Here is a 757-nt window from a genome sequence, read left to right as displayed (position 1 = left end):
ATGAAAAAAATAGCGGTTTTTGCCTCTGGTAACGGCTCAAATTTTCAGGTGATTGCCGAAGAATTTCCGGTGGAATTTGTTTTTTCAGACCATCGTGACGCCTATGTGCTAGAGCGGGCAGACAAGCTCGGAGTCCTGTCTTATGCTTTTGAACTCAAGGAGTTTGAGAACAAGGCAGACTACGAAGCAGCACTTGTCGAACTCTTGGAAGAACACCAGATTGACTTGGTCTGCCTCGCAGGCTACATGAAAATCGTCGGTCCAACCTTGCTAGCAGCTTATGAAGGCCGTATCATCAATATTCACCCAGCTTATCTCCCGGAATTCCCAGGAGCTCATGGTATTGAGGATGCTTGGAATGCAGGCGTTGACCAGTCTGGCGTGACCATTCACTGGGTGGATTCTGGTGTGGACACAGGCAAGGTCATCAAGCAAGTCCGTGTGCCACATCTAGCAGATGATACTATCGAAAGCTTTGAAGCTCGTATTCACGAGGCTGAGTACAAGTTGTATCCAGAGGTGCTGGATAGCTTGGGAGTGGAGAGAAGGTAAGAAGTAAATCAAGTTTTGATTGCGCAACCTTGCTAGGAGAAAAAATGATTGAACTGAAATTGGTAGATGAGAGCAGTTTTTAGGCAGTGCTGGATTTGAAAATATCTGAAGCTGATGAACAAGCACATTTCGTGGCTCCAAATGTACGTTCTTTAGCTGATGCATGGCTCTACCGGAAAAACGAAGATGTGTTTCCGATGGCAAT

At 46.0% G+C, this 757-nt stretch carries 1 protein-coding gene and 1 pseudogene; both read left to right on the top strand.

Annotated features, from left to right (window positions below; translation table 11 throughout):
- A complete protein-coding gene (purN, locus tag GMD1S_RS08500) occupies nt 1-552 on the top strand; it encodes a phosphoribosylglycinamide formyltransferase (protein WP_000717482.1) in 552 nt (183 codons plus the stop codon).
- Between the two features lie 86 nt (nt 553-638).
- Nucleotides 639-757 (top strand): annotated as a pseudogene (locus GMD1S_RS11880) (N-acetyltransferase); the annotation flags it as partial.

Origin of the sequence: Streptococcus sp. GMD1S (assembly GCF_000296875.1) — a bacterium.
GTDB lineage: Bacteria > Bacillota > Bacilli > Lactobacillales > Streptococcaceae > Streptococcus.
This window is presented reverse-complemented; position numbering and strand designations above follow the sequence as displayed.

Excerpts from the sequence above, each read along its gene's own strand:
- purN (WP_000717482.1), top strand. The coding sequence starts at position 1 with ATGAAAAAAATAGCGGTTTTTGCCTCTGGTAACGGCTCAAATTTTCAG.